Here is a 21,966-nt window from a genome sequence, read left to right as displayed (position 1 = left end):
GCGGGACAGGCCGGTCCGATGTCGTAGGGTATTGGCCGTGAATCGATGGCCGGACGACGCCAGCACCGGGCCCGACGAGCACTCTCCAGTGGCGGAGTTGGCTCGTGCGCTGATCGACGCCATATGCGACACCATCGCAGGCTGGCTGCATCCGATCATGGGTGCGGCGACGGTACCGTTACTGCTGATCACCCCACTGCTCATCATCGGCATCGCCTGGCTGGCCGCGACGCGCGTCGCGCGCAACCGCACGCACTCCGACCGGATGTGAGCTAGGTCGACTCCCATGCCGTGACCGCTTCGCGGACCAGTTCGGCGGGATCCCTCGTCGCGTCGACCGTGACGCCGAACTCCTCGGATGCCAACGGCTGCAACGCCGCCAGCTGCGAATCGAGCAGGGTCGACGGCATGAAATGGCCACGGCGCTCGTCCATCCGGCGGGCCAGCTCCGCACGCGATGCGGCCAGATGAACGAAGAACGCCCCCGGCGCTGCCGCGCGCAGCCGATCGCGGTAACTCCGCTTGAGCGCCGAGCAGCTGACCACGCCGCCGCGTTGCTGCCGCTCCCCCAGCCAGTCCGCCACGATGTCGAGCCACGGCGCGCGATCCGAATCCGTCAGCGGCACGCCGGCCGCCATCTTCGCGATATTCGCGACCGGATGAAAAGCATCCCCCTCGGCGTATTCGACGTGCAGCGTCTCGGCCAGCAACGCACCGACCGTGGACTTTCCGCATCCGGAGACACCCATCACGACGATGACCGGTGCTACCGACCGTTCGGGCCCACCCGTCACCCGGCACCACCGCTCATCGAATCGCTACGCGATGCTGCCCGCACTGGACCTCCGCACTCATTCGGCCGGGCACACGCCGACGGCTCCTCGAGCTCCGACACTAGCCCGCGCACCCCGCGGGCCCGCGCTAGGACGCCGCGAGGACAAAGGTCTTCGCGGCCTTGTCGTGCCAGCCCTGACGGGCGACCGTGTCGAAGTAGGGCGACAACACACAGAGCACGCCCCAGATACCGCACACCACGCTCGGCAGGACGAGGGTGGCCCAGCGGGTACAGGCGGCCGCACCGCCGATGCCTTCGCCCGGCGCGGCCGCGGTATCGGTGCGCACGATCCGGATGCCGAGCGCCTTTTTGCCGAAGGTCGCGCCCTGGGTCGCGGTCAAACCGACCTCGTAGGCGATGCTGGCGACCAAGCCGAGCAACACGACCGACAGTGCCGTGCCGACGCCGAGGCCGGACTCGGCCTCGGTGGCGAATTCGCTCGATGAGTCCGCGTTCACGACGACGACCGCCGCGACGATGCCGATCGGAATGCCAACGATGACAGTGTCGATGAGCCGCGCGCCCAGCCTGGTTCCCATACCCGCGAGCCGATACCGACCGGAGGGAATGGTGAGGTAGACGGTGCTGGGCGTGCTCAAGGATTCCCCTTCGGTGTCGTTGGTGGCGATCTGCGGCCTGCGGCGGGAACAGGAGTCAGCCCGCCGAACTCCCCTCCACATGGCCCGGCCGACATGATTCCTATTCCCGCTCGCCATTCCGGACCTCGATCTCCGGATGGTTCGCCGGCGCAAGCCGACGACCGAACGGTATGCAGCGGCCCGGTCGCGCAGCTACCGGCCAGTGCGCTGAGTGACGCATATACGCAGTTCACGGGGTCAGACCGGAATTCCGGACCGGAATGCCGGTGTGTCGGACCGGACCGGTTGCGGTAACTTGATGCCGCGGAACAGGCCAGGACGCCACGGGAGGGGAGGTTCGGTGATGGCTTCGGTCAGAGCGCTGCTCGCCGCTGTGCTCACCGTCTTGGCAATGCCAGGCACCGCACGGGCCGATGAGCCAATCGATTTCCTGCAGGCAGGCGCCGACGCCGCGGTCGCGCACGGCTTCCCCGGCGTCATCGGGTTGGTCCGACGTGGTTCCGAAACGCGTTATGTGCATTCGGGTTACGGCGAGCTGTCCACCCCAACCCTCGCCGACCCGGCCGCGCAGTTCCGTATCGGCAGTTTCACGAAAGCGTTTGTGGCAGTGGTCCTGCTGCAACTGGAAGCCGAATATCGGCTGTCGCTCGACGACCCCATCGACCGATGGATTCCCGGCGCGGTGCCCGACAGTGCGGGTATCACCGTCCGCCAACTGCTCAACCACACCTCGGGACTGCCGGAGTACGCCGACGATCCTCGGATCGCACTGCCCTATTTCGCCGGGATCAACCCACCGCTCGCGCGCTCGCCCCAGACACTGGTCGATATCGCGATGCAGCGGGGTCGGGTCGGAGCACCGGGCGAGCGGTACTCCTACGCCAACACCAACTATGTTGTCGCCGGTATGGTGATCACCGCTGTCACCGGCCGGCACCCGGCCGATGAAGTGCGCGAACGCATCACCGAACCACTACAGTTGCGCGACACCACCTTTCCGGTCACCGACCCGAATCTGCACGGTAACTGGCTGCACGGCTACACCTGGCAACGCGATATCTCGGTCGCCAGCCCACAGATCTACGGTGCGGCCGGCGCGATGGTCTCCACCCTCGACGACTTCGCCACCTTCGCCCGCGCCCTGTACTCCGGCCGCCTGCTGCCGCCCGTACAACAGGCCGAACTCACCACAACCGTGCCGATACCGGACACCGACAGCGGCTACGGACTCGGCGTCCTGCATACGCAGACACCCTGCGGCCCGGCCTGGGCCTACCTCAGCCGGGTACTCGGCTACAACAACCGGATCATCGCCAGCGAGGACGGCAGCCGCATCGTGCTGGTCACCGGGAACGAATTCCACCTGCTCGCCGACGACGCATCCGGCGCGCGCATACTCGACGAGGCCGCCGTGCGAACCTTCTGCGCACTCTGATCAGCAGGGCGGTCGATAGGCCATCTGCGGCACATGCGCCTGCCACACCTCGCGAGTCAGCACCGCGCGGCCGACATCACAGATGCGCGCGATCGCGTGCTGCGGATCCAGATCCCACATGCTCATCACGCCGTTCCCGGTGCCGACCAGATAACGGCCCGCCGGATCGAAGGCCAGCTGCCACATCGTCATGCTCGCCACGGTGATGGAGTGGCCGAGCGGTTTCGGATGGCCGCGGTCGGTGAAATCCCACAGACGCACCGTCGAATCCGCGCTCGAGGTCGCCATCGTCGCGCTGTCCGCGCTGAAGTCGACCGATAAGACGTTCAAACCGTGTGTGGCGACAGGCTCGCCGAGTTTGCGCACTCTGGCGGGCTCGGTGATATCCCAGACCTGCAAGGTGTCGGCGGCGAGACTGACCAGGGTCTTACCGTCCGGCGTAATGCCGATCCAGCCGAACGGTTTGGCCGATTCGCTCGGAATCTCGCTGACCACGCGCGGTTCGGCCGGATTCGACAGATCCCAGAGCCGGATCACGTATCGGTCCTGGCCGGAATCGGTTCGGTCCGAGGTCATCGTGGCCATCAGCTCGTCGCGCGCGCCATACATGGCGAACGCTCCCCCGCTCCCGGTGGACAGCGGCATCCGGCGCCCCAGCGGAACCGGATGTGCGCGATCGGCCAGATCCCACACCTGGAACGACCAGACGGTGTCGTGGGCGATGGTCCACAGATAACGCCCGCCCGGACTGAACATCGCGGCGAAGACGTCGGGAAGTTCCGCGACCGTCCGCGCATGCGCGGCATCACTGACGTCGTACAGCAGGACCCGAGGCGGCGTTCCGACGGTCGAGGCCACCGTGCGCCCGTCGCGACTCACCGAGGCTCCGGCCGCGTACAGCTCGCTGGGGCCCGGTCCGAGGTCGGCGAGTTTGCGCAGCGTAGCGCGGTCACGCACATCCCACAGGGCGACCTGGCCTTCGATCGCGCCGGTCACCATGGTGCCCTCGGCGCTGAATGCGGGCGGCACCGGCAACCACCCGAGCCGTCCACCGAGTACGGCGGGTGCCAGCGACCAGAGCCGGACCACGCCGAGCGCACCCGCGGCCGCGACGGTATGCCCGTCCGGACCGAAAGCCAGCGAATTCTGCGCGTCCTGACAGACCACCATGGAACTGACCTCGGGGCACGGCGACGACGATGCCAGCAGCGGTTCACCCAGCGGCGTCGGTGCGGCGCGGTCGGCGATATTCCAGACCGTCACGCCTATGCGATTGCCGGTCGCCAGCGTGTCCCCGTCCGGGCCGAATGCGAGCGATCGCACCGCTGATTTGGCGGCCGCGAGCAGCGAGCCGCGTAAGACCGGTCGGGCCGGATCGGCGATATCCCACAGTCCGACGGTGGCATCGCCGCGGTTCTCGGTCCACGCCGAATCGCCGCCACTGCCGACCGCCAGGGTGGCACCGTCCGGGCTGACCGCCACCGCTCGCACCGGCCGCGCCGGAATCGGGATCGGCGCACCGAGCGGTGTCGGGGCGGCCCCGATGGTCACCAGTTGGATCGCGTCGTCGTAGACGACGGCGAGCCAGGACCCCCTGGGATGGAATGCCATCGATCGGATCTGCTGCGGAATCGGCAGTGGCGCACCGATTTTCGTCGGCGTCGACGGATTCCGCAGATTCCACAGCGTGACGGTGTGATTGTTGTCGGCCGCCGCCAGGATCCGTCCGCTGGGGCCGAACGCCACCTGGGTCACGCCGCCGCCGATCGGAGCCTCCGGGACCGGATGTCGCGGGTCTTCGACATTCCACAGCTGTAATGCGTTGCCGCAGGCAGCCGCAACGAGTTTTCCGTCGGGGCTGAATGTCACCGATGTCGCCGCGCCGTCGCAATTCAGCGGCGCACCCATCGGCTGCGGACGGGCGCGGTCGGCGAGATCCCAGAGTCGGACGGTACGGTCCGCACCCGCCGAGGCGAGCAGCGCGCCGCCCGGCTGGTACGCGACTTGGTCGACCGCGCCCGCATGTCCGGACAAAGGGGTCGCCAGTGGCAGGTTCTGTGTGCTCAGCAGCCGCGAATTCACTTCCGGATCATCGGGTTCGAGGCGGTGGGCGACCAGGGTGAGTTGGGCCGACAAGGTGGGGTCGGTGCTGCGCAGACTCTCGGACTCGGTCAGCAGTGCCGACAGCAGGGCATTGTCCTGCTGTTCGTCCTTCAATCTGACCTGGCCGTAGGCAGCGATGCCGAGCACCAGCACTCCGACGCCGAGCAGCGCCAGCACCGTGCGGGTCGCGGCGGCCCAGCGTCGCGACTTGGTTCGGGAAGTCTGTGCGGCGATGAGGAATTCGGTCACGGTCTCGGTGGCCGGATGTCGGTCCGCGGCCTCCTTCGCCGTGTCCAGCCGGGTGCCGCGATAGAGCAGCGCCGGATCGCCGCCCGCGGAAACCCAGTCCGCCGCATCGGCTTCCAGGCGTTGGCGCACCAGATAGCCGACGCGGTCCTCCTCGATCCAGGCTCGCAGGCGGGGCCAGGCACGCAGCACGATTTCGTGGGTGAAGTAGGCGCTGTCGGCATCGGAGGTGACCAGTCTGGCGCGCACCAGCGTCTCCAATACCGCGTCGGCGGCCTCGGAATCCACTGCCCGGGTGATCAATTCGGCGCGGGCCGCGCGACGCCTGGTGTCGTGGCCGTCCGGTCCGACGCTGACCAGGCTCAGCAGCAGCGATTTCGCCTCGATCTGCTGGGTGACGGTGAGTTCGGCCCAGGCCTGTTCGGCCGTCGCCGCGACCGAACCCGTGACCCCGCCCGCGTTGCGGTATCCGGCCACGGTCAGGCGGAGTCGTTCGCGATGTTCCCAGGTCGCCGCCATGACATGGGATAGCAGCGGTAGCGCGCCGGGATCATAGCTGCGCCGGTTCTGATGATCGCCGAGACCGCACAGTTCGGTGACCACCAACTCGACCAGTCCGGGCTCGAGTTCGAGGCCCGCCGCAGCGGCCGGGCCGGTGATGGCCTCGGACAGTTCGCTCAGGCGCATCGGGCCGAGCACGTAGCCGCGACTGTTCAGCACGTCCTCGAGGATCGGATAGTCCAGGCACGGTGCGTAGAAATCGGCGCGGACGGCCAAGACGACAGTGACCCAACGCTTTTCGTGCGGCCCCGCCAGTGCCGCAAGCGCGGTCAGGAAATCCTCGCGTTCCTGTTCGTCCTGGCAGGCGGTGAACAGCTCCTCGAACTGGTCCACGATCAGGACACCGTATTCGCCGATCGCCCAGGTATCCCCCACAGCCTCGGTCAGCGCGGCCAGTGGGCGTGCGCCAGGGGTGAGAGTCGCTATCTGCCAATCCTTTTCGACCTTGCGGACCGCAGGGATCACACCCGCGTGCAGCAAGGAGGATTTGCCCGCACCCGACGCGCCGACGAGGGCGACGATGCCGCCTCCGGTCCCCGCGTCGAGCGTGCTCAGCGTCGACTCGCTGAATTCGGTGGTGGCGCGGGCGCGGCCGAAAAACCATGCGGCGTCATCGGATTGATAGGCGGTCAAACCCCGATAAGGGCAGACCGCGGTGGCCGGATCGGTCTCGGGTTTCCAGGTGACGGCCGCCTGCCACAGCCGCCGCCACTGCGGCAGATCCACCAGGACACGGTCCACCGACGCGGCCGACTTCTTGCTCAGGTCGATCAGGGTGAGCAGGATCGGCAGCAGCGTCTCGAATTGCGCGGGCACATTGCGACCCGAGCGCCAGTCACTGATCCGCTGCAGCGATGCCGCACTCCCCCTGGCCGATCCGCGTGTGGCCTTCATCCGCGCCTCGGCCGCGGTGGCCACCTGCCGCAGCGTCGGATTGCCCGCGGCCTCGAACAGGCTCATCAGGCGCTGGGCGAATATCGACCTCGGCGGTGCCTTCCGTAGATCGGATTCCGATTCGACCGCGCCAACCACGGGCCAATGATAGGCGGCGGCGCACCGCGTCCACCCACAAGATCAATCTCGGGTAACTGTCCGCGCCGCCGCCATCGGCCGCGAGGCCGCTACAGATCGTCCACGGTGGCAGATTCGGTGCGGGACAGGTTGATTCCCAGGTTGGCGGCCGCCCGATCGATCTCATCGTCATCGACATCGCGCATTTCGATCGCGGCGCCTTCGGCGGAGAGCACCTCGACATTGAGGCACAGTGACTGGAGTTCCTTGAGGAGCACCTTGAACGATTCCGGAATGCCCGGCTCCGGAATGTTCTCGCCCTTGACGATCGCCTCGTACACCTTGACGCGGCCCGCTATGTCGTCGGATTTGATGGTGAGCAGTTCCTGCAGCGTGTAGGCCGCGCCGTAGGCCTGCATGGCCCAGCACTCCATTTCACCGAAGCGCTGACCACCGAACTGCGCCTTACCACCGAGCGGCTGCTGGGTGATCATCGAGTACGGACCGGTCGAGCGGGCGTGGATCTTGTCGTCGACCAGGTGGTGCAGCTTCAGGATGTACATGTAGCCGACCGCGACCGGGTACGGGAAAGGCTCACCGGAACGGCCGTCGAACAAGGTCGCCTTCCCGTCCGCACCGACCATCACCTCGCCGTCGCGATTGGGCAGCGTGCAGCCGAGCAGGCCGCTGAGTTCGGCTTCGCGGGCGCCGTCGAACACCGGGGTGGCGATATTGCTGTCCGCTGGCGCGGCCCGCATCTCCTGCGGCAGTGTCGTCGCCCAGTCGGGCGTGCCCTGAATCTCCCAGCCCGCCTTGCCGATCCACCCGAGGTGGGTCTCCAGGATCTGGCCGATATTCATACGACGCGGCACACCGTGAGTGTTCAGGATGATGTCCACCGGAGTGCCATCGGACATGAACGGCATGTCCTCGCTCGGGAGGATCTTGCCGATAACACCCTTGTTGCCGTGGCGACCGGCGAGCTTATCGCCGTCCTGGATCTTGCGCTTCTGCGCCACATACACCCGGACCAACTCGTTGACGCCCGGAGGCAGATCGTCGTCGTCCTCACGTGAGAACACGCGGATACCGATGACCTTGCCGGATTGGCCGTGCGGCACCTTCAGTGAGGTGTCGCGTACTTCGCGCGCCTTCTCACCGAAGATCGCGCGCAGCAGCCGCTCCTCGGGGGTCAGCTCGGTCTCACCCTTCGGGGTGACCTTGCCGACCAGGATGTCGCCGTGCCGTACCTCGGCGCCGATGCGGATGATGCCGCGCTCGTCGAGATCGGCGAGGACCTCGTCGGAGACATTGGGAATGTCGCGGGTGATCTCCTCCGCGCCGAGTTTGGTGTCGCGGGCGTCGACCTCGTGCTCCTCGATATGGATCGAGGTCAGCACATCCTCCTCCACGAGGCGCTGCGACACGATGATCGCGTCCTCGTAGTTGTGGCCCTCCCACGGCATGATCGCCACGAGCAGGTTCTTACCCAGTGCCATCTCACCGTTCTCGGTGCACGGACCGTCGGCGAGGACCTGTCCGGCCGCCACGGTTTGCCCCTCGTCCACGATGGGGCGTTCGTTGACGCAGTTGCCCTGGTTGGAGCGGGAGAACTTACGCAGCCGGTAGCTCTTACGAGTACCGTCGTCCGCCATCACGGTGATGTAGTCGGCCGAAACATCCTCGACCACACCGGCTTTCGCACTGACGACGACATCGCCCGAGTCGATGGCGGCGCGCAGCTCCATACCGGTACCCACGATCGGGGACTCGGAATGGATCAGCGGCACGGCCTGACGCTGCATGTTCGCACCCATGAGGGCACGGTTGGCGTCGTCGTGCTCGAGGAACGGAATCATCGCGGTCGCGACCGAAACCATCTGGCGCGGCGAAACATCCATGTAGTCGACCTCGGCGGGCGAGACGGACTCGACTTCCTCGCCGAATCGTCGTACGAGAACCTTGTCCTCCACAAGGTTTCCGTCCGCGTCGATCAGCGAATTGGCCTGCGCGCGGACGAACCGCTCCTCTTCATCCGCGGTGAGGTACTCCACCTCGTCGGTAACCTTGCCGCCGACGACCTTGCGGTACGGCGTCTCGATGAAGCCGAACGGGTTGACCCGCGCGTATACCGACAGATAGCCGATCAGTCCGATATTCGGGCCTTCCGGGGTCTCGATCGGGCACATGCGGCCATAGTGGCTGTGGTGTACATCGCGCACTTCGAGGCTGGCGCGCTCACGGGACAGACCACCCGGGCCCAGCGCCGAGAGGCGGCGCTTATTGGTAAGACCCGAGAGCGGGTTGTTCTGGTCCATGAACACCGACTGCTGCGAGGTTCCGAAGAATTCCTTGATCGCGGCGGTGACCGGGCGGATGTTGATCAGGGTCTGCGGCGTGATCGCCTCGACATCCTGAGTGGTCATCCGCTCACGTACGACACGTTCCATGCGCGATAGGCCGATCCGGATCTGGTTCTGGATCAGCTCGCCGACGACACGCAGGCGACGGTTGCCGAAATGGTCGATGTCATCGACGCCGACCGGAACTTCGACACCACCGTGCACCGCCATGGTCTTATCACCCGCGTGCAAGCGCACCAGGTATTCGAGGATGGCGATCAGATCCTCCTCGGTCAGCACTGTTTCCGACGTGGTGCCGATGCCGAGCTTTTTGTTCATCTTGTAGCGACCGACGCGTGCCAGGTCGTAGCGCTTCTCCTTGAAGAACAGGTTCTCCAGCAGGGTCTGCGCGGACTCCTTGGTCGGCGGCTCACCCGGGCGCAGCTTGCGATGAATGTCGAGCAGCGCCTCGTCCTGACCGGCGGTGTTGTCCTTCTCCAGGGTCGACATCATGACCTCAGAGAAGCCGAAACGGTGGGTGATCCGTTCGTGGCTCCAGCCGAGCGCCTTGAGGAAGACCGTCACGGGCTGACGGCGCTTGCGGTCGATACGAACACCAACGGTGTCCCGCTTGTCGACGTCGAACTCCAGCCACGCACCACGCGACGGAATGACCCGCACACTGTGCAGATTCTTCTCCGTGGCCTTGTCGACGGTGTGATCGAAGTACACACCCGGCGAACGCACCAGCTGCGAAACCACGACGCGCTCGGTCCCGTTGACGATGAACGTGCCCTTATCGGTCATCATCGGGAAATCACCCATGAAGACCGTCTGGCTCTTGATCTCACCGGTGTTGTTGTTGATGAACTCCGCGGTGACGAACAACGGCGCCGCGTAGGTCATATCCTTGTCTTTGCACTCGTCGATGGAGGCCTTGACCTCCTCGAAACGAGGATCCGAGAAAGACAGGGACATCGACCCGGAGAAATCCTCGATCGGCGACAACTCCTCGAGAATTTCCTCCAGACCACCGGTCGGGTTCTGCTGGCCGCGGGCCTTCCATTCCGGTGTGCCGAGCAACCATGCGAACGAATCGGTCTGCACATCCAGCAAGCCGGGCACTTCGAGCGGTTCCCGGATCCTGGCGAAGGAAATCCGCTTCGGTGCGCCCGGCACACCGGCGACTACCTGGTCTTTGTCGGCGACCGTCCGGCTCGATACTGACAAGGTGCGTCCTTCCCCTCACGCGGATCGCGGCAATGCGCGATCATCGCTTGTCTACTGACGAATTTCGCCCCGGATGCGCACCCGAACGAAACTCGCGCACCACGCCAAGAAACACCACCGCATCGGGTGACGTTTACAGCGATTGGTTCGTGAGGTGGACGGGAGGCAGCCGGCGCAACGTCCAAAATTACACTCGTACCTACCGGATGTCGAGTGCGAAATCGAAATTGTTTGCCCACGCCAGAACCCCGCCGAATTGCTTCCCATTTATAGAATAACTGGGCCATCCCGTTCGAGTCAAGTCTTCGGCCGCATTTCGACCAACTCGAAAGCAGAACCGCGGACCTGGGTTTCGGGCGCTGGCGGCTGGTCTGCGAGCCCGACCGCTGCTGCGCGTGTTCCGACAACGGTTCGGATCGCGGATCAGCCGATGGGCCGGTTGGTCGGCAGGTTGACGAAGCTCGGGGCGTCCGGATCGAGTCGCAGGTATTGGGTTTTGAATTCGGTGTTGTTGAGCAGGGGCCGAAAGGCCAAGGCCTTCGGCGGGTTCGCGGCGAAGACGTCCACGCGCAGCCGGTGCTCGGGTTGCAGCACGGCCTGGGTCGGGATCACCGCGATATCCAGCGTCACCGGCTTTCCCGGCTCGACCGGCAGCAGGCTGTCCAGGGTGATCGGGTTGAACGGTGCGGTGTAATCGCCGTTCGCCGAGCGCGCACTCTTGACCTCGTCCACCGCGCGCATGGATGCGGTGAGCTGTCCGGTGCTCAGCACGGTCGACGTGCCGTCGGGCGCGACGTCGTTCACGGTGACGCTCCAGTACCCGTCCTTCGCATCGTGAACCGCGTTGAGATGCACATTGATCGGACCGGAAATCACCGTCGGCTCGGTCACCGCCTTACTGGTGAAGGTCAGCGCGTTACCTTCGGCGATACGGGAGTCCTTGGCGCAGACGTCGAACGGCGCGGCGATTCCTGCGGACCCCTGGGCGGCATCGCGCGAGCATACGGTGGTCACGCCCGGCGCCACCTGCAGCGCGATGCGATCGGGCGGCTGCGTCGCCGCAAGTGATCCGTCGTGCACCGCATGGTCGGCGGAATCGCTCGACGCCGCGGACAGGTAGACACGACGATGAGTGACACCCGATTCCGGGAACTGCTTCATGGTCTTCCAGCCCGAACCCTGCTCCCACAGCGTGACCGGCCCGAAGTCTGCGACACCGTTGTCGATGCCCTTGAGCCACTTGTCGAACCACACTCGCTGCAGCACATCCAACCGCGGCGGCGCACCGGGCGAACCCGTGCCCGCACCCGGATTCGCATGGTAGGTATCGCCGATCACCAGCTGCTTCTTCGCCGCGGGCAACGGGATCGCGTCGTAGAGTTTGGCCGCGCTATTGGCGAAGATGTCGTGCCAGCCGCCATATACGAAGGTGGGCACCGTAATTCGCTCCGGATGCCCCAGAATCCCCTGCCGGAAATCACTGCGCTCATCGAGTGCGGAGGCCAGCGCCGTTGGCACCCGGTCCAGGGACGGGGTGAGCAGCGCCTGGGCCAGCAGATCGGTATTCGTCGACGGATCGGCCAACCTGGACTGCAGCCATTTCCAGTCGAAGGTGCCGTTGAGCATCGACTGCACGTCCGGGATCGCTTTGGTCTGGTTCACATTGCTGAGCCACATCGGCAGGAAGGTCGTGCCTACACCGCCACCCGGCGCGACGACATCGCGCATCAGATCGCTGCCCGCCTCCACGGGGAAGATGGCCTTCAGTTCGGCAGGGGGGTCTTCGGCCGCGCGCAGCTGATTGATGCCCGCATATGAGCCGCCGCTCATCGCGACCGCACCGTTGGACCACGGCTGGGCCGCGGCCCATCGGATCACCTCGCGGGTATCCAATTGTTCACGCATGCCGAGGGTGTTCCACTGGCCCTGCGAGAATCCGGTGCCGCGTACATCGGCCACCACCAGCGTGTACCCGCTGCGGATCAGATTCCGGTCGATGCCGAGGATGGTCTGGAGGGTACCGCCGTCGAGTGCGTGCGCGAGCTCGCCGAACCCACTGAACGGGGTGCCGGACAGATTGATCCGCCGGACCAGATCCATGGTGAAGGACTGCAAGCCCGGGGTGGCCAGCGCCGTATCGATCAGGTTGGTCACGAGTTTCGTATACGGCGTGAGGTTCACGATCGTTGGCAGCGGCGTGTTCACCACCGCGTTCGTCGAGTCGACAGGCCGATACACATTGGCCTTGAGTACGACGCCATCACTCATTCGAATCGGGACATCCCAGTCGACATGAACGTCGGCATACTGCTGCGGCCCGTCGTGCATCGCGGTCCAGCGCTGAGCGGGAGCACCATCATTCGTTTGCTCAGCAGTCGCGGAGCCACCGCCGCTCCATGTCAGCGCAACCACTGCGGCAGCGGCGGTCGCCAACCGAGCCGAACGAATAAGTGCTGATATCACTCCCTGCCCCGACAACTATTGACCCTTTCTGGACTGGTATGCAGCATGCGGACAAGGTCACTCCCAATTGACGCGCAGAGACCTTAGCAATCAACTGGCGAATATCCCGTCAGGTGCGCTCTATGCGGTTCGCCGAATACGGGCGCTACCGAACCGTGACCGATCCCCGAGTCGATCTATGTCGTGACGCCGTACCCCGTTCCGACTCCTGGGTACACGCCATCGGGGCGTGATCGACCGAGAGGACCGAAACGATGCGCAAGCTCATCGCCGTCAACATCATGTCCCTGGACGGCTACTACGAAGGACCTGGCGGCAATGTCATGGCCCTGCCGCTGGACCAATCATTCGACCGCACCAACCTCGAGCGGATCCGGAGCGCGGAAATCGTCCTGCTCAGCGGCACGTCCTACACGATGTTCAGCGGCTTCTGGCCGACCGTCGAGCACGACTGCGGCTTCTCGGCCACCAACCGCGAATTCTCGAAGCGCTACAACGTCATCGACAAGCTCGTGGTCTCCGACCACGCGGAGCTTCCGGCCGCGGACCACCCGTGGGCCGCCAACACCCGGATCATCCCCCGCGCCGATGCCTATGCGACGATCGCCGAGCTGAAGCAGGAACGCGGCGGCGATATCGTCGTCTTCGCCAGTCGCATCCTGTGGAACGACCTGCTGAAACACGGACTGGTCGATGAACTCCAGCTGGTTGTCGGCTCGACCACACTGGGTGCGGGCACGCCGATCTTCACCGGTGACCACCCGGCCCTGCGGCGCGTCGAAACTCGGACCTTCGACGACTCCGACAACATCCTGGTGCGGTATGTCCCGCTCGATGCCGAGAGCTGATCGACGGCATCGGCTATTTCGGCAATCCCAGGCGGTCCGCGATGCCGTCGAGCAGGCAGGTGAGGGTCCAGTGAACGGGGTCGGTGCCGCCCGCGGTGGTACGGGCCGCGAGCCAGCGGGCGAAGGCGGGGTAGCGGCCGTCCGCGAGGATCGGCGCCAGGATCGGTTGTGCGGCAGCGGCCAGTTCGTCGTCGGTGTGCAGGCCGGAGCGGGTCCGCATGCGGTTCTCCTCGGCGAGCTGCAGAGCGGCGCCGATGAGGTGGCCGTCGACGGCGGCGGTGATCAGGGTCATGTCGTCGGCGGCAATGTCCAATGGCTCGAGTAGGGCGAAGCGGAAGTCGAAGTAGCGCAGCGCATTCGGCCCCAGCGGTGGTCGGGTGTGTACCAGTTCGCCGAACCAGAGGTGACGCTGGATCACCGACCAGGTGGCCAGCGCGAGCTCTTCGAGTGCCGTGCGCCAATGCTCCGAAGGCGTTGCGGGTAGCGGAATTTCGCCGTAGACGGTATCGATCATCAGGTCGACCAGACCATCTTTGCTGCCGACGTAGCGGTACAGCGACATCGGTGTCGACGCACCGACCGCCGTGGCGATCCGGCGCATGGTCAGCGCCCGTGCGCCCTCGGTGTCGGCCACCGTCAGCGCCGCGCGCAGGATGCTCGCCCGGCTCAATGTCGTGGTCGGTCGCCCCGGCGGTTCCGGCAGCGACCAGATCAACGGTCCGGGCGACGACTCCTCGTTCATGCCACCTCCTTGCCGGGCATTCAACCATTCGTGTACAAAGTACACATGATGTACAACGTACACGAACCTCGTGTTCTGATTGTCGGCGGCGGGCTCGTCGGGCTCTCGGCCGCACTGTTCCTGCGGCAGCAGGGCGTGGCAACCGTGCTGGTCGAACGCAGGCCGACCACTTCACCGCAGCCCAAGGCCCGACGCATCAATATCCGCACCATGGAGCTGTTCCGTCAGCTCGGCATCGCCGACGAGGTCATGGACGCGGCCCGCGATCTCGCGGAGTACCAGCATTTCGCGGCCGGGCCGACGCTCGCTCAGGCCACCCGCATCCCCTTCACATTGCCCGGCGGTGTCCCCGACTGGTCCACCATCACCCCGGTCACCGCATGCCTGTGCGCCCAGGATCTGTTGGAACCGGTGCTGCGCCGCATCGCCATCGCCCGCGGCTGCGATGTGCGGTTCGGCGTCGAACTCACCGACTTCACAACCGAACCCGACGGCATCGTGGCCACGATCGGCGCCGACCGCACCGTTGACCGGCTGCGCGCGGACTATATGATCGCCGCCGACGGCGCCGCCAGCCCGATCCGCGAACGGCTCGGCATCCCGCGCGACGGTCGCGGCACGCTCGGCCGGGCCGTCAACATCTATTTCCACGCCGATCTGGCGGAGTTGGTGCGCGGACGCGAATTCAACCTCTGTCAGATCGAGAACACCGACGCGCCGGGGGCTTTCGCCTCGATCGACGGGTCATACCGGTGGATCTTCACCACGGCCGATGGTATCGACCGTCCCGTCGATGAATGGCCGAGCGTATTGCGAGCGGCCATCGGCCTTCCTGAAATCGCCATCGACGTGCTCAGCATATTGCCGTGGGAGCCAGGGATGTTCGTCGCCGAGCGCTACCGTGCGGACCGAATCTTTCTGGCCGGTGACGCCGCCCACGTCATGCCGCCCTTCGCCGCCGCCGGCGCCAATACCGGCATCGAGGACGTACACAACCTCGCCTGGAAGCTGGCGGCCGTCCTGCGCGGCGCGGATCCGGCTTTACTGGACACCTACCACGAGGAACGCCGCCCGGTCGGCTGGTACATCGCCGACCAGTCGAGCATTCGGACCGCCAACCTGCGCACCATGAATCGCGAATCCAAGGACGCCACCCCGCTCGCCGACCCGATCGCCATGATCCTCGGCAACCGCTATCACACGGGCGCGGTGATCGACGACGGCAGCCCGAACACCATGGCGCACCTCGATATCACCGGCCAACCCGGCACCCGCCTGCCCCACCGCTGGCTGTCCGACGGCCGCTCCAGCCTCGACCTCGTCGACACGACCTGCGTCCTGCTCGTCGGACCCGAGGGAACCGCCTGGAAGACCGCCGCCGAGCAGCTGCCGCTCGAAGTCCATGAGTTGAACCAGGATTGGACCGACACCGTCGGCCTCTGCCCTGGTGGCGCCCTACTCGTGCGTCCCGATCAGATCGTGGCCTGGCGCATCCCGACCATGCCCGACGATCCGGCGGCCGCGCTGAACACGGCCGTGGACCTGATCTTCCGCCGGACCCGAACGGCCGTCTGACCGTCTATTTCGGTGGCGTCCCGATCATCTGGACTTGCTTTCCATCCCAATGGAATTGGACCGGTGTGATGGTGCCGTCCGGACAGGCATTGCAACTGCCGGGCGTCTTATAGGTCACACCGACTGTGTCATGGGTCGTCCGGCCGGGGTCCATGGCGGTGAAGCCGTGGCTGTCTCGCGTGGCCGCGCCGACGAAGTCGCCCTGGTGGAACAGCAGCACTTGCTCAGGTGAGCTGCCTGTCGCGCCCTGCACGGTGATGATCACGGCCGACAGTGTTGCGCACGGGTCGAAGGTGCCCCTGAAACTCGCCGGATCAGTGGCCCACGGCGCCTTCGTGATCGGCTCCGCGGGCAGTGTCGCAATCGCGGAGCCGATCACCGGCGCGGCCAGGTCGACCCCGCATTTCGCCGTCGGCGCGGCACTCGACACGGTCGCGACCGTAGTGGTCGCGCCGGATACGGGCACCGGGCCGTCATCGCCCGATCCGCAGGCGGTCACACAGGCGAGTCCGGTACCGAGGGTGAGCAATACGAGCCGATAGGTCTGCATCCAGGGAAAGCCCTTCAGGTCCGACGAGTGTCTCGATCGCGCAGCGCACACCATCATCGCATCGTCGAGTTCGGCTAACGCTGAGGCCGGGCTCCCAAGGCTGGGGTCGCCGCGCCGCCGGTGAGTCGATAACGTCGACACCGGACCGAGTCCTGATGAGGAGATCTGCATGGGTTCAACGATTTTCGCAATATTCCTACCGCTGGCCCTGGCGCTGGTGATGTTCGGTCTCGGGTTGACCTTGACCGTCGACGACTTCGCGAGGGTACTTCGATATCCCAAGGCGGCGGTGGTCGCGCTGGTGTGTCAGATGGTGGTGCTGCCCGCCATCTGCCTCGGTCTGGTCTACCTGTTCCGGCTCGAGGGTGCGCTGGCCGTGGGTGTGATGTTGCTCGTCGCATCCCCCGGCGGTCCGTCGGCGAATCTGTTCAGCCATATCGCCGGTGGCAATGTGGCCTTGAATATCACGCTGACCGCGATCAATTCGATCCTCGCGGTCTTCACCCTGCCGCTGGTGGTCACACTGGCCTTCACACTGTTCATGGACGACGACGCCACGATCGGGCTGCGGCCGGATAAGTTCATCCAGGTCTTCGCGATCGTGCTGGTTCCGGTCGCGCTCGGGATGTGGGTACATCGCCGGTTCACCACGTGGGCGCAGCGGATGCGCAAGAACGTGAAGATCGTCTCGGCGGTGGTGCTGCTGTTGGTCGTGGTGGCGGCGGTGGGGCGCGAATTCGATACGCTGACCGAGAACATCGGCAAGCTCGCCACCCTCAGCCTGCTGCTTTCGACGCTGAGCTTCGTCATCGGCTACACCGTGCCGCGCGTATTCGCTGTACAGCCCGATCAGGCGATCGCCTCCGCGATGGAGATCGGTATTCACAACGGCGCATTGGCCATCGCGGTCGCCTCCAGCGTGCTACACAATTCGCAGATGGCGGTGCCGCCCGCGGTGTACGGGGTGCTGATGAACATTCCGGCCGTTATCGCGGCGTACCTACTGGCGCGGCAGGTACGGCGGGTCGCTCCGGCTCCTGTTCCGGCCGCTCACGGCTAGATCGCGTGCCGCGAAAGGTGGGGGCCACCGCCGATCGATAACGTGGTCGAGGCTCGGTGCATGCGACACCGAGCACGGCCATGGGTAGCCTTTGCCTGTTCGACGTCATGTGAGAGGACCCCACTTCGCGATGCGACCGCTAGGCACAGACGATCCGACGCGGATCGGGGACTACCGGCTGCTCGGCCTGCTCGGCGCGGGCGGGATGGGGCGGGTGTACCTCGGGCGCAGTGCGGGCGGCCGCACCGTCGCGGTGAAGGTGATCCGGCCGGATCTGATCGGCGACGAATACCGGGAGCGATTCCGGCGCGAGGTCACCGCGGCGCGGCGGGTCGGTGGAAAGTTCACCGCGCAGGTGCTCGACGCGGATGTGGACTCGACGCCGCCGTGGCTGGCGACCGGATATGTCGCCGGATTCTCGCTGACCGACGCGGTCGAACAGTTCGGCACGTTCAGCGAGAACACGCTGCTGGTGCTCGCGCACGGACTGGCCGATGCGCTGATCGCGGTACACGGCGCGGGGATCGTGCATCGTGACCTGAAACCGTCGAATGTGCTGCTGGCCGTGGACGGGCCCAAGGTGATCGACTTCGGTATCGCCCGGGCCGCCGAGGACAGTGCGCTCACGACCACCGGGAATGTCATCGGCTCACCCGGGTTCATGTGTCCCGAACAGGTGGTCGGCCCGGCGATGGGACCAGAGGGCGATGTATTCGCACTCGGCGGCGTCCTGGTCTACGCGGCGACCGGCCAGGGGCCGTTCGGCTCCGGCGAGACGGTGCAGATGCTGTATCGGGTGGTGTACGAGGAACCGCGCTTGGCGGCAGTGCCGGAGCGGTTGCGTCCGCTCATCGCGGCATGCTTGAACAAGGATGTCGCGGCGCGTCCGACACCGCAGCAGCTGTTGGATCAGCTGGGCGAACTCGGGGTTCCGGAACGCGGGGGCTGGCTGCCCGCGCCGGTGCTCGAGGAGGTGAGCAGGCGGGCGGTGGCGCTGCTCGATCTGGAATCGGTCGAGATGCCGCAGGTCGGGTTCGCGCAACCCGGGCCGGATCCGTCGCGGTCGGCGCCGACGATTTCCCGGCCTGTGCCGCAATCGAATTCAGGGCCGCACACACCGCTACCCACGACGACCTCGGGACCTGTGCAGGCGGGTCGGGGCGCAGCCGATACGGTGGCTGGGCACGCCGATCCGACGGGTGGGTCGGGTGTGTACGCGCCATATCCTCCGGCCTATGACCGGTCCGGGCCGCAACCCGCCCACTTCGTCGGGCAGCAGCCGCCCGGCCGGCATCCGAATCACCACGGGCCGCAACCGAAGAATCGCTCTCGTCGCACCGCATTGATCATCGCCGTCGCAGTGGTCTGTGTCCTGGTCGCGGTCGGCGCGTTCGTCATCGGCACGCGGCTCAATGACAAATCGTCCAATTCCGATGCGAGCGCGAATAGTTCGGCGGAGGTCAGCACCACATCCGATGCGACCGTGAGTGCGAGCCCCTCGACGACGGAGGTCTCGAGCACCTCGACATCGGACACGTCGGTGCCGAAAGCGTTCGTCGGCACCTGGACCGGGACGGCCAGAGATGCGCTGGCCACCTTCGACATCGAGTTGACCATCCGCGACGGGGAGGTCGGCGACGAGATCGCCACCTCGTCGAATACCGGCCAGGCCTCGGGTAGCCGTTGTGAACGCGCCGAACGTCTGACCACTGTGACCGAAAGCGAGATCACTTTCGTGGCACGGCTGTCCGGCGGGGCGAGCGGCTGTATGGATGAGGGGTCGGTCTCGAAGGTCGTCCTGCAACCCGACGGTTCGGTGAGCTACAGCTTCACCGGCGGCTTCAGCGGAGTCCTCGGAAATATCACCGGGACCCTGCACAAGAGTTAGTGCCCAGCGCGATTCCCTTGGCGCGCCTTCTGGCACACCGATCGGCGATCGATCATCCTGAGACGACAAATCTTCCGTGAAGGGATCAGCTCATGCGCGTAGTAGCCGAGGTGCTCGTCGGCCTGGTGGCGTTACTGCACATCTACATCCTGGTCATGGAGATGTTCCTCTGGACGACGCCGCGGGTGCGCGCGGCCTTCGGCAGCACCGTCGAATTCGCCGAGCAGACCAAGGTATTGGCGGCCAACCAGGGCCTCTACAACGGTTTCCTCGCGGCCGGGCTGATCTGGGGCATCATCGCATCGGACCCGGTGGGATTCGCCGCGATGGTCTTCTTCACCGCATGCGTGGTCGTCGCCGGGATCTACGGCGCGGCGACCGCGAATCGTCGAATCCTGTTCGTACAGGCCCTTCCCGGCGCGATCGCTTTGGTGGCCGTGCTGGTGGCGGGCAGTAACTAGCGCCTACCGAGTCGGCGGCGTGCGCGCGCCCGGTCGATCGCCGTCGTCCACGACAGTTTCGCCATGGCACTCGCCTCCCGGACGACGGTGCGCGGATCGGCGATGAGCAGATCGGCGCCCTCGCGACCGACCATCGCGGCGACCTTGCGCCGCACGGCCGAACTCGCCTTGCTCACATGCCCGCTGTCGAAGGGCGGCTGCGGATCGTATTCGATCATCAGTTGGATCGCCTCGGCCGCCTCCTTGCCCGCGATCTCCCCCGCCAGCCACAGGCCGAGATCGATACCAGCCGAGACGCCAGCGGCGGTCACGATCTTGCCGTCGCGCACGATCCGTTCCTCGCCATGCGGCTGCGCACCGAGCGCCTGCAACGCCGACAACCCGGCCCAGTGCGACGTCGCTGGCTTCCCTTTCAGAATCCCGGCGGCGGCGAGGACCACCGATCCGGTACACACCGACGTGGTCCAGGTCGAGGTCTCGTGTACCTGCCGCAGCCAAGCGAGCAGCTTTTCGTCGGCGGCCGTGGTCGCCGTTGCCGGGCCCGAACCGCCGATCAGGACGATGTCGGGAGATGGCGTCTCATCGAAGGAGTGCGTGGCGCCGAGCAGCAGGACGCCGCTGTCGGTGGTGATCGGACCCGGCTCGTGCCAGACGAAACGCAGTCGTGCGCCGGGCAGTAATCGAAGCACTTCATAGGGCCCGATCACGTCGAGCGCGGTCATTCCCGGATAGACGACGATGGCGATCTGCATCGAACTCTGCCCTCCCACGGCGACTGGCCTGCTGTCGAGCGTAGCGCTCCGCATCGGAACCGATCACGACACGAGCCACCGAAGCGGGCATTATCGAGGTACACCCCCGCCGGTGACCGACTGCAGGCGCATATCGGAGGAACACGTATGGGGATCACAGGTTCGGTTGCGCGTCGACGAGCCGCTGTCGCCGCACTGCTGCTGGTCGGCGCGGTCGCGGGCTGTGACAGCGGTTCCGAACCGGAGCCCGATCGAGCGACGGCGGTGGTCACCGGTACCGCGCCGAGTACGCCATCGGGCGCGCCGGATCTCGATGCCGGACAGGAGATCGTCCGCGGTATCGATGTGCCGTGGGGGCTGGCCTTCCTGCCCGATGGTGACGCGCTCGTCGCGGAGCGCGATACCGGCCGGATTCTCCGGGTGCGCTCCGGGCACGCGCCCGAGCAGGTGTACCGGGTTCCCGGTGTCGTCGCGCGCGGCGAGGGTGGTCTGCTCGGTCTCGCGGTTGCACCGGACTATGCCGAAACACGTTATGTCTATGCCTATTTCACCGCCGCCGATGACAACAGGATCGTGCGGTTCCGGCTCGACGGACAACCGGAGGTCATCTTCGACGGTATCGCGAAGGCCGGTAATCACAATGGCGGCCGGATCGCGTTCGGGCCGGACGGTATGCTCTACGCCGGAACCGGTGATGCCGCGCAGGGCAATAGATCTCAGGATCCGGCGAGCCCCAATGGCAAGATCCTGCGCCTGACACCCGATGGCGCTCCCGCACCGGGAAATCCGACGCCCGGCTCGCCGGTCTACAGCCTCGGCCACCGCAATGTGCAGGGTCTGGCGTGGGATCGTGCGGGCCGACTCTTCGCCGCCGAATTCGGCCAGAACACCTTCGATGAAATCAATCTGATCGAACCGGGCCGCAATTACGGTTGGCCCGCCGTCGAGGGTATGGGCGGCACAGATCGCGGATTCACCGACCCCCAGGTGATCTGGAAGCCCGCCGACGCATCGCCATCGGGCATCGCCATCTCCGGCGACACCCTCTATGTCGCGGCACTGCGCGGCGAACGACTGTGGACGGTCCCGCTACACGACGGCACACTCGGTGCGCCGCAGGCTCACGTCCGCGACCTCGGCCGTCTGCGCACAGTGGTGGTGGCCCCCGACGGCGCCCTGTGGCTGACCACCTCCAATACGGACGGCCGCGGTGACGTCCGTGCCGGTGATGATCGCATCATCCGCTTCCCCGCCCAGTGAGCTGC

General features: G+C 66.0%; 16 protein-coding genes. 8 read left to right on the top strand and 8 right to left on the bottom strand.

The window, feature by feature from the left end; all coding sequences use genetic code 11:
- Positions 1 to 37 precede the first annotated feature (37 nt).
- On the top strand, positions 38 to 271 hold the full coding sequence (locus tag ACQP1G_RS16050) for a hypothetical protein (RefSeq protein WP_433204483.1): 234 nt from the start codon (positions 38 to 40) through the stop codon (positions 269 to 271).
- Between the two features lies 1 nt (position 272).
- Here ACQP1G_RS16050 and ACQP1G_RS16045 read toward each other — a convergent pair whose 3' ends face one another.
- Both ACQP1G_RS16045 and ACQP1G_RS16040 read right to left on the bottom strand, forming a co-directional pair.
- A complete protein-coding gene (locus ACQP1G_RS16045; RefSeq protein WP_433208545.1) occupies positions 273 to 749 on the bottom strand; it encodes a gluconokinase in 477 nt (158 codons plus the stop codon).
- A 172-nt stretch (positions 750 to 921) separates the two neighbouring features.
- Positions 922 to 1,434, bottom strand: coding sequence for an RDD family protein (locus ACQP1G_RS16040; RefSeq protein WP_433204480.1), 513 nt, complete (start codon positions 1,432 to 1,434; stop codon positions 922 to 924).
- A gap of 343 nt (positions 1,435 to 1,777) precedes the next feature.
- Here ACQP1G_RS16040 and ACQP1G_RS16035 point away from each other — a divergent pair, with 343 nt between their 5' ends.
- On the top strand, positions 1,778 to 2,869 hold the full coding sequence (locus ACQP1G_RS16035; RefSeq protein ID WP_433204477.1) for a serine hydrolase domain-containing protein: 1,092 nt from the start codon (positions 1,778 to 1,780) through the stop codon (positions 2,867 to 2,869).
- On the opposite strand, the gene ACQP1G_RS16030 is transcribed toward ACQP1G_RS16035, so the two are convergent.
- The 3 genes from ACQP1G_RS16030 to ACQP1G_RS16020 all read right to left on the bottom strand — a co-directional run bounded on the left by ACQP1G_RS16030 (position 2,870) and on the right by ACQP1G_RS16020 (position 12,630).
- Positions 2,870 to 6,811 carry a hypothetical protein gene (locus tag ACQP1G_RS16030; protein ID WP_433204474.1) on the bottom strand — a complete coding sequence of 1,314 codons (3,942 nt, stop codon included), beginning with the start codon at positions 6,809 to 6,811 and terminating at the stop codon, positions 2,870 to 2,872. It abuts the gene before it with no gap.
- A gap of 89 nt (positions 6,812 to 6,900) precedes the next feature.
- Complete coding sequence (locus tag ACQP1G_RS16025) at positions 6,901 to 10,362, bottom strand: DNA-directed RNA polymerase subunit beta (RefSeq protein ID WP_433204471.1); 3,462 nt, start codon at positions 10,360 to 10,362, stop codon at positions 6,901 to 6,903.
- Positions 10,363 to 10,785: 423 nt separating this feature from the next.
- Positions 10,786 to 12,630 (bottom strand): CocE/NonD family hydrolase, encoded by a 1,845-nt coding sequence (locus tag ACQP1G_RS16020; RefSeq protein ID WP_433204468.1) that lies wholly within the window; start codon positions 12,628 to 12,630, stop codon positions 10,786 to 10,788.
- A 449-nt stretch (positions 12,631 to 13,079) separates the two neighbouring features.
- Here ACQP1G_RS16020 and ACQP1G_RS16015 point away from each other — a divergent pair, with 449 nt between their 5' ends.
- Positions 13,080 to 13,673 carry a dihydrofolate reductase family protein gene (locus ACQP1G_RS16015; protein ID WP_433204465.1) on the top strand — a complete coding sequence of 198 codons (594 nt, stop codon included), beginning with the start codon at positions 13,080 to 13,082 and terminating at the stop codon, positions 13,671 to 13,673.
- A 13-nt stretch (positions 13,674 to 13,686) separates the two neighbouring features.
- Here the strand turns inward: ACQP1G_RS16015 and ACQP1G_RS16010 are convergent, their stop codons facing one another.
- A complete protein-coding gene (locus ACQP1G_RS16010) occupies positions 13,687 to 14,415 on the bottom strand; it encodes a TetR/AcrR family transcriptional regulator (RefSeq protein WP_433204462.1) in 729 nt (242 codons plus the stop codon).
- Positions 14,416 to 14,460: 45 nt separating this feature from the next.
- Between ACQP1G_RS16010 and ACQP1G_RS16005 the strand changes: the two genes are divergently transcribed.
- Positions 14,461 to 15,990 (top strand): FAD-dependent monooxygenase, encoded by a 1,530-nt coding sequence (locus tag ACQP1G_RS16005; protein ID WP_433204459.1) that lies wholly within the window; start codon positions 14,461 to 14,463, stop codon positions 15,988 to 15,990.
- A gap of 4 nt (positions 15,991 to 15,994) precedes the next feature.
- Here ACQP1G_RS16005 and ACQP1G_RS16000 read toward each other — a convergent pair whose 3' ends face one another.
- Positions 15,995 to 16,540, bottom strand: coding sequence for an LppP/LprE family lipoprotein (locus tag ACQP1G_RS16000; protein WP_433204456.1), 546 nt, complete (start codon positions 16,538 to 16,540; stop codon positions 15,995 to 15,997).
- A 169-nt stretch (positions 16,541 to 16,709) separates the two neighbouring features.
- Here ACQP1G_RS16000 and ACQP1G_RS15995 point away from each other — a divergent pair, with 169 nt between their 5' ends.
- The 3 genes from ACQP1G_RS15995 to ACQP1G_RS15985 all read left to right on the top strand — a co-directional run bounded on the left by ACQP1G_RS15995 (position 16,710) and on the right by ACQP1G_RS15985 (position 19,949).
- Complete coding sequence (locus ACQP1G_RS15995; protein ID WP_433204453.1) at positions 16,710 to 17,600, top strand: bile acid:sodium symporter family protein; 891 nt, start codon at positions 16,710 to 16,712, stop codon at positions 17,598 to 17,600.
- A 130-nt stretch (positions 17,601 to 17,730) separates the two neighbouring features.
- Positions 17,731 to 19,488 carry a protein kinase domain-containing protein gene (locus ACQP1G_RS15990; RefSeq protein WP_433204450.1) on the top strand — a complete coding sequence of 586 codons (1,758 nt, stop codon included), beginning with the start codon at positions 17,731 to 17,733 and terminating at the stop codon, positions 19,486 to 19,488.
- Positions 19,489 to 19,580: 92 nt separating this feature from the next.
- Positions 19,581 to 19,949, top strand: a complete 369-nt coding sequence (locus ACQP1G_RS15985) for a DUF1304 domain-containing protein (protein WP_433204447.1) — start codon at positions 19,581 to 19,583, stop codon at positions 19,947 to 19,949.
- On the opposite strand, the gene ACQP1G_RS15980 is transcribed toward ACQP1G_RS15985, so the two are convergent.
- Positions 19,946 to 20,701, bottom strand: a complete 756-nt coding sequence (locus tag ACQP1G_RS15980) for a DJ-1/PfpI family protein (protein WP_433204444.1) — start codon at positions 20,699 to 20,701, stop codon at positions 19,946 to 19,948. The two genes, ACQP1G_RS15985 and ACQP1G_RS15980, sit on opposite strands and share 4 nt — an antisense overlap.
- A 147-nt stretch (positions 20,702 to 20,848) precedes the next feature.
- Here ACQP1G_RS15980 and ACQP1G_RS15975 point away from each other — a divergent pair, with 147 nt between their 5' ends.
- Complete coding sequence (locus ACQP1G_RS15975; protein ID WP_433204441.1) at positions 20,849 to 21,961, top strand: PQQ-dependent sugar dehydrogenase; 1,113 nt, start codon at positions 20,849 to 20,851, stop codon at positions 21,959 to 21,961.
- Positions 21,962 to 21,966: the final 5 nt, after the last annotated feature.

The sequence above is a fragment of the Nocardia sp. CA-107356 genome, from assembly GCF_050946365.1.
Taxonomy (GTDB): domain Bacteria; phylum Actinomycetota; class Actinomycetes; order Mycobacteriales; family Mycobacteriaceae; genus Nocardia.
This window is presented reverse-complemented; position numbering and strand designations above follow the sequence as displayed.